The 5,676-nt window shown below is 33.7% G+C and carries 3 protein-coding genes; all 3 read left to right on the top strand.

All coding sequences use genetic code 11. The annotated features are described in order from the left end of the window. Nucleotides 1-458: hypothetical protein (locus tag Q7P22_RS14295; protein ID WP_303865059.1), on the top strand; the 458-nt coding region annotated here is incomplete at its 5' end. Nucleotides 459-499: 41 nt separating this feature from the next. Continuing rightward, nucleotides 500-2,065 (top strand): RagB/SusD family nutrient uptake outer membrane protein, encoded by a 1,566-nt coding sequence (locus Q7P22_RS14290; RefSeq protein ID WP_303865058.1) that lies wholly within the window; start codon nt 500-502, stop codon nt 2,063-2,065. 55 nt (nt 2,066-2,120) lie between these two features. Beyond that, the gene (locus Q7P22_RS14285) at nt 2,121-5,213 is read left to right on the top strand and encodes a GH116 family glycosyl hydrolase (RefSeq protein WP_303865057.1); all 3,093 of its coding nucleotides are present in this window, start codon (nt 2,121-2,123) and stop codon (nt 5,211-5,213) included. Nucleotides 5,214-5,676 lie beyond the last annotated feature (463 nt).

Here is a 5,676-nt window from a genome sequence, read left to right as displayed (position 1 = left end):
GAGCGAATATTGCAGTAGAATATAAGAATATTGATTTCGTTGCAAGTTTATATGGGCAGATGGGTGCATTAAGAAGTTTTGATCAGGTAGGTTTTGCTATTACCCGAGGTGGAGAACAAACTTCTGCATGGATGTATAGACAAAGATGGACTGGTCCAGGAACTAGTAATTATGTACCTCGAGTTGTGGCAGGTGATCCAAATGATAATTATCGTCGTTCCAGTTTTTGGCTACGTAAATCTGATTTCTTACGACTTCAGAATATACAAGTTGGTTACAATTTCAACAAAATTCTAAGAGCTAACAATATTAATGTAATAAAAAAGCTAAGATTCTATATTGCAGCACAAAATTTATTTGTTATCAATTCTTATCCAGGTTGGGATCCTGAACAAAACATAAACGGAGGATTCCCTATTCCACGTTCACTTTATGCAGGTATTAACTTAGAATTTTAAAAATAAAAAATATGAAAAAAATATATTTACTTCTGTTTATATTGATTTTTGTCGCATGTAGCGATCAATTAGATAAAGATCCATATGGCGTAGTTTCAACTTCGAACTTCTATAAAACTGCACAAGATGCAGAAATGGCTGTCACATCTGCTTATAAATCATTTCAATTATTAGATGGACAACAAGGTTGGAATACAAGAGCGGGATATACACCTATGGGTGATGTCACAGGACCAGATGCTCAAGCACATCCTGATTTGGTAGTGTACTACCAAATACAACAATCAATCGTTATGCCTAGTGTCGACCAGATGTATATGTTGTATTCACGGTGTTACAAAGCTCTTACGTTGACCAATATGGCATTACAAAAGATCCCCGAAATTGAGATGGATGAACAATTAAAATCTAGATATTTGGGAGAACTTTATTTTATTAGAGGTTTTTGGATGTTTCGTCTAGCTTATATGTTTGGTACAGCTCCATTGGTTAATAAAGTTTTAGATATTTCGGAATTAAATTTACCTAATTCAGTACGTGAGGCTACAAGAGTTACAGGTAAAAAAGTCAACAATTATAAAATAACTAAAAGTGATTTAATGGATCAAGCCGAAGCGGACTTTAAAATGGCTTTACAACAAAATATTGAGAATAGAAATACAGGTGATTTAATGGGAAGAGCCGATAAAGGTGCAGTAAAAGCTTATTTAGTTCAAATTTATTTGTATCAACACAGGTGGCAAGAAGCTAAAACTTTGTTAGAAGAAATTATGTCTTATGGATATGACTTACTTCCTGACTATAATGATCTTTTTGACGGTACCAATGACAATAGTATAGAAGCTGTTTTTGAAGTGCAATACACAGCAATGAATCAAAAAGGAACCGACAATTTTGCAACGGTACTCAACGCTCCCAATGGAGACGGATTTGTAGCTGGCGGTGGATGGGGATGGACACGACCTACACCTGATTTGGAAAGAGAATATGAAGAAGGTGATCCTCGTTTTGTAGCTACTATATTTCGTAAAGACGTAGATGATTTTTTCGGACAGATGTTTATTGATAAGGTAAATGGTACAGGATTAGGAATTAGAAAATGGACTATTGGTAACCCACCTAATAATAAAGGAGTTGTTGTTGATCAAGTTAGTTGGTATAACTCATGTAATTATTCTTTAATAAGATATGCTGAAGTATTATTATGGTATGCTGAAGTAATGAATGAGTTGAATGATCAGGTTACTGCAGCTAAATATGTTAATATGGTTAGAGCTCGTACGGCTACTACTACAGACCCAAATACAATTAATAGTAATGTAATAAGAGAATTACCTCCTATTTCACCAACGTTGAGTTATGAAGAAATGTTTTGGGCAATTGTTCATGAACGTCGTGTTGAATTTGCATTTGAAGGAAAGTTTGGTTGGGATTTGAGAAGATGGGGGATTGCACAAGAATACCTTCTTGATCCTAACAGATGGCAAAATGAAGTAACACCAGGTTATTTTAGATATAAGGATGGTAAAGATGAAATATTTCCGATACCTCAACTCGAAATTGACAGATCTGGTGGTACTTTAATACAGAACGCTGGTTATGATTAATCTTAAGAGCCTACTCCAAATTAATTTGGAGTAGGCTCTTATAATTTTATTATTCATGAAAAAATATTTTATATTTGTTTTAATTTTTTTTCCTTCTATTTTGTATTCTCAGTTTTCTGACGATCATAAAGTTTCCTTAAATAAGGGTGATATTAAAACTTTCATTGGTGATATAAATAGTAGAAGTGATAGGAAAATTTATAAAGGTGAAGATTTAACTACTATAGGCATGCCATGTGGTGGTATTATGGCTGGTCAACTATATGTTCGTGGAGATGGAACTCTTGCAAATTGGTGGATTGCTAACAACGCATACAACACTGGATATGGTATAGATTCGTTATTAAACTTTGATACTCCACTGGGACCTTGGAAAGTTTGTTATCAAACATTTGAACCGCACAGTTATATAGATCAAGGATTTAAAGTAACCATTAATGATGGTAATAATAAAATAATCAAAGAGTTAAATAAAAAAGATTTTGATAATATTTCGTTTATAGGGGAATATCCTGTGGCTTTTATTGAATATAATACAAATGATGAAGAATTTCCACTAAAAATTAAATCTACTGTTTATTCACCATTTATTCCGTTGAATGCAAAGGAATCTGCGACACCAGCAACTATAATAAAATATCAAATAACAAATACCTCCGACAAAGATCTAAATGTGGATATGACGGCTTGGATGCAAAATTTAGTATGTATAGATCTTAAAGATAGAACTTACGGAGTGTTAAGAAATAAGGTAATTTCCAATGGACAGTTTAAATCTGTTTTTATGGATATGGATGTGTCACAAACTCCAAATATAGAAATTATTAAAGATAAAAACCTTATTGTTTTCGATGATTTCGAATCCGGGAATTATCGAAATTGGAAAATTGAGGGAGATGCATTTGGAATGAGGCCCACTCCTGGGCAAATCAACAACCAAAATGCCTTTGGAGGAGATTATGGAAAATATCTCGCTAATTCTTATGTGGGTTACGATTCTTTTATAGGGAAACTCATTTCTAAGGAATTCACTATATCAAGAAATTATATTTCATTTAATATCGCAGGAGGAGCACACCGTGGAAGAACTTGTATAAATTTATATGTAGATAATAAGATAGTTAAAACTGCAACTGGCAATAATAATGAAGATTTCTTTCCTAGAAACTGGGATGTTTCTAAATGGAAAAATAAAAGAGCGTATTTGGAAATTGTTGATAATGAGACTAGTAGCTGGGGACACATAAGTGTCGATAATATTCAATTTGCTGATAATCCTAAAGATATGTCACGTTATATAATTGATGACACGCATGCTTTTATGGGAAATCTTGCTCTTACTGTTTTTGATTCATCTGCGATTGGTACTGCTGATCTACTCAGCGAAAATAAAAACTATGCAGAAGCAAAATTAGGAGATAAATTAAATGCAGGATTAACTTCAAATTTAAGATTAAAGAAAGGGGATTCTAAAGAATTGGTTTACGTCTTATCATGGTATTTCCCAAACAGACCTCTAAGTTATAAGGGTTCAGAGTGGAATAAGCCACTTCCCCCTAATTCTCCTCCAATTGGGAATATGTATTCCAATTGGTATAATAGTTCCTTAGATGTAGTAAGTCAATTATTTGAAAATTATAAAAGATTAGAATCTGAAACCTTCGCTTTTCATGATTCATACTATAATGAAAGTTCATTTCCATATTGGTTGAAACAGCGTTTAATGATGTCCGTTTCAACTTTAGCAACTGAAACTTGCCAATGGTGGTCAAATGACAAGTTTTGGGCATGGGAAGGTGTTGGATCTTGTGAAGGTACTTGTACTCATGTGTGGGGTTATGCCCAAACGATGGCCGCTTTGTTCCCTGAACTTGAAAGAAATTTGAGAGAGAAGACAGATTATAGTGTTTCACTAAGAGATGATGGTGCGATTCTATCAAGAAATGGAGAACACGGCGTATTAATTGATGGCCACGCAAGTGTAATACTCAGAATGTATCGTGAACATTTAATGTCAAAAAATTCATATTTTCTATCAAGAAATTGGAGTAAAATAAAGCACTCTCTTGATTATATTATAAATGAAGATGGAAATAAAGATGGATTAATTGTAAAAATACAACCTAATACGTATGATATAGCATTTTATGGCGCAAATACTTATGTTGGTGGTTTGTATTTAGCTGCCCTTCGTGCTGGCGAAAAAATGGCTTATATTATGAAAGATACTTTAGCTGCCAACTACTATAAGGATATTTACGAGAAAGGGTCCAAAAATTCTGTTGATCGTTTGTGGAATGATGAATATGGCTACTTTATACAAGATGTAGATGAGAAAGAACATCCACTACATCAATATGGCAATGGATGTTTAAGTGATCAACTTTTTGGACAAACTTGGGCCGATTTATTACGATTAGGTGATATTTATCCTGAGTATACAATTGACAAAACATTAAATTCAATTTGGGAATATAATTGGACAAATGATGTGGCAGCACAAACTAATTTGCATTTACCTGAAAGATATTATGCACATGCTGGCGAACCTGGATTATTAATATGTACTTGGCCATTCAGTAAACATCCTGGTGAAGCAGGAGTTAGATATAGGGATGAAGTATGGACAGGTATTGAGTATCAAGTAGCAACCAATATGATATTTCGTGGAAAATTGGATGAAGGTCTGGCTATTATAAAAAGTATTCAAACTCGCTATGATGGAGCAAAGCATAACCCATGGAATGAGGTTGAATGTGGTGATCACTATGCAAGAGCAATGGCATCTTATGGTGTTTTACATGCTCTTCAAGATTATTGGTACGATGGCCCGAAAGGCATAATGGGATTTTCACCTAAGCTAACAACAGATAAATTCAAAGGATTTTATACTTCAGCTGAAGGATGGGGAAATATTACTCAAATAATTGAGAATGGCATACAAGAAAATCAGGTTATCGTAAAATATGGAAGTTTGTGTTTGCAGCAATTAATCTTATCTTCATTATTGGGGAAATTAAACAATGTTGAAATTTACTATAATGGTAAAAAAATTAATTCAACATATAAACTTCTAAAGAAAATTGAAATAAATTTTGATAAAGTTGAACTTAAAAAAGGAGATACCTTAAAAGTCATTTTTTCTTGATTTTAGTAAAAAAAAAATAAACTTAATTAAACAAAATAATATTATGGATAATACTAGAAGATCATTTCTTAAGAAAGTTAGTTTAGGAAGTATTGCAGCGGTAGGAGTACCTTCGTTAGCTACTCCTGAGAGTTTATTAGGCAGAGATTATAATTCATTAAATGATGTTAAATTCCAATTAGGCAGGACCAGCAGGGACTTCAACGATAAGTATGAGAACGAATATCTGAGCCGTGTTGCTTTTCCCATTGGTGGATTAGGAGCTGGTATGTTTTGTTTGGAGGGTACAGGTGCCATTTCTCATTTATCTGTGAATAACAAACCTGCAGTATTCAATGTCCCTTACGCATTTGGAGCCATTAGTGTCAAGGGAAACGAGAAAGGAGCCAAGGTATTGGAATCCAATGTTCCAACGTGGAAGATTGGATTCCAATACCTTGGCAGATCGGAAGAGCACACGTCT

Origin of the sequence: Alkalibaculum bacchi (assembly GCF_937875145.1) — a bacterium.
Lineage (GTDB): Bacteria > Bacillota > Clostridia > Eubacteriales > Alkalibacteraceae > Alkalibaculum > Alkalibaculum bacchi_A.
The sequence above is the reverse complement of the archived record's forward strand: the minus strand, read 5'-3'. Positions and strand labels throughout refer to the sequence as shown.